Raw genomic sequence first — 2,308 nt, 5'->3', positions numbered from 1 at the left:
ATAGATGCACGGATAATGTCGCTGTCGACGCCTGCACCCCAGGAAAGGGATCCATCCGGTTTCTGGATACCCACGTATGCAATTGCCTTTGAACTTGTGCTCATTTCCAGTGCATGCTCGGTGTAGGAAACCAGTGTATATTGCATGTCATATGCTTTTTTCAGTGCATTACTTACCGCATCCAGACGTCCGTTACCATCTGCCTCGGTAGTGATCACACGGCCTTCAAAGGAAGACGTAACCTGTGTGGTGATGTGTCCGTTCTGCTGGAAATGTACTTTCTGAATATCCAGCGGTTTTTTGACATTTTCGAAAGTTTCTTTGAACAGTTCAAAAATTTCATCAGGATGAAGTTCTTTATGAGTATGATCTGATACTGCTTTCGCTGCGTAACCCATAGCTTCACGCATCTTTGGTGGCAGATTCAGACCGTATTTTGTTTCCAGAATATAACCTACGCCACCTTTACCGGACTGGCTGTTGATACGAATAACATTGGCATCATAGCTTCTTCCCACATCTCTCGGGTCTATCGGCAGATACGGAACCGTCCAGTGATCCGGATCTTTTTCTTCGATCCAGTGCATTCCTTTTGCGATCGCATCCTGATGGGAACCGGAAAATGCGGCAAATACCAGAGATCCGCTGTACGGACTTCTCGGATCTACGTTCATGCCGGTGAATTTTTCGTATTTTTCACAGATGCCTGGCATATCAGAGAAATCAAGTTCCGGATCTACACCCTGAGCATACATATTCATCGCCAGTGTAATGATATCTACATTACCGGTACGCTCACCATTTCCGAACAGAGTTCCTTCGATACGGTCTGCACCTGCCAGAAGTCCCAGCTCAGAATCTGCAACACCACATCCCCTGTCGTTATGCGGGTGAAGAGATACAATAACATTTTCTCTGTAATTCAGGTTATCACACATATACTCAACCTGGCTTGCATATACGTGCGGCATGGAATGTTCTACTGTTACCGGAAAGTTAATGATTGCCTTCTGATCCGGTGTTGGTTTCCATACATCCAGAACTGCATTACACACCTCCAGTGCATATTCCGGCTCTGTTCCGGTAAAGCTTTCCGGGCTGTACTCAAACAGGAAGTTTCCGTCTGTCTCATCTGCCAGTTTCTTTAACAGGGCAGCTCCATCTACAGCGATTTTTCTAATCTCTTCTTTTGATTTACGGAACACCTGCTCTCTCTGGCTCAGCGATGTAGAATTATATACATGGATGATGGCTCTCGGTGCACCTTTTACCGCCTCAAAGGTCTTGCGGATAATATGTTCTCTTGCCTGTGTCAGTACCTGAATAGTTACATCTTCCGGAATCAGGTTCTGTTCGATCAAGGCTCTTAAGAATTCATATTCTGTTTCAGATGCTGCCGGGAAACCTACCTCGATTTCCTTGAATCCGATTTTTACCAAAAGTTTGAAGAACTCAATTTTCTGTTCCAGACTCATCGGGATCACAAGTGCCTGGTTACCGTCTCGCAGATCCACACTGCACCAGATCGGGGCTTTCTCTACATACTCTTTTTCTGCCCATTTCATACATTTTACCGGTGGCATAAAATACTGTCTCACATACTTTTTGTAATTCATCATGTTTCTTGTCCTCCTAAATTTGATTCCCTGCACATCTCTGGCATCTATCTTCTTTATGGATATGTAAAAATGCGTAAAAAAAACTCCGTCTCTCTTCTCAAGAGACGAAGGATTATCTCCTACGCGGTACCACTCTTTTTCATGAATAACTTCATGCACTCTGCCAGATACGGGTCTACACCTTATATCCTCCCCCATGATAACGGTGGGGTACTCCGTCTGTTCCTACTGGAAATATATTTCGTTCAGACAGCAGCTCCAAGGGCAGTTCCAAATTCTTCATTCACTGCTTCACACCATCCAGCAGTTCTCTGAAAGCCGAATCCTCTGTACTCTTCCTCTTCTACGCCATTTACAAGTTAAATTCTACCATAGAAGCAGACAGATTGTCAACGGGTTTCTATGATAAAGTTTTATCAGAATGAATTTTATCGATTTTTAAAGCAATTTTAAAAATCAAATAATTATTGACAAAACCCATTATAATGCATATAATAGTCTCTATCATGTATAAATCAGTTTTGTCGGGGTATGGCGTAGCTTGGTAGCGCGCACGGCTGGGGGCCGTGAGGTCGCAGGTTCAAATCCTGTTGCCCCGATACTTTTCTTTTCCAGGCAGTTTCTGCCGTTTTTCCGGAACACGATACTTCATAACAGAACAATTTCGATCGCTTTACTTTTGCAAAAAC

Annotated in this window: 1 protein-coding gene, 1 tRNA gene and 1 other annotated feature; of the genes, one reads left to right on the top strand and one right to left on the bottom strand. The window is 43.7% G+C overall.

Annotation, left to right across the window (positions count from 1 at the left end; genetic code table 11):
* A partial coding sequence (locus MSA64_RS03165) for a 2-isopropylmalate synthase (protein ID WP_287890507.1) occupies nucleotides 1-1,619 on the bottom strand: 1,619 nt, incomplete at its 3' end.
* Nucleotides 1,620-1,716: 97 nt separating this feature from the next.
* Nucleotides 1,717-1,974, bottom strand: a binding site (T-box leader).
* A gap of 170 nt (nucleotides 1,975-2,144) precedes the next feature.
* Here MSA64_RS03165 and MSA64_RS03160 point away from each other — a divergent pair.
* Nucleotides 2,145-2,218: transfer RNA gene (locus MSA64_RS03160), tRNA-Pro, on the top strand.
* The last annotated feature ends 90 nt before the right edge of the window (nucleotides 2,219-2,308 follow it).

The sequence above is a fragment of the Oliverpabstia sp. genome (assembly GCF_022785585.1).
GTDB classification, from domain to species: Bacteria; Bacillota; Clostridia; order Lachnospirales; family Lachnospiraceae; genus Oliverpabstia; species Oliverpabstia intestinalis.
This window is presented reverse-complemented; position numbering and strand designations above follow the sequence as displayed.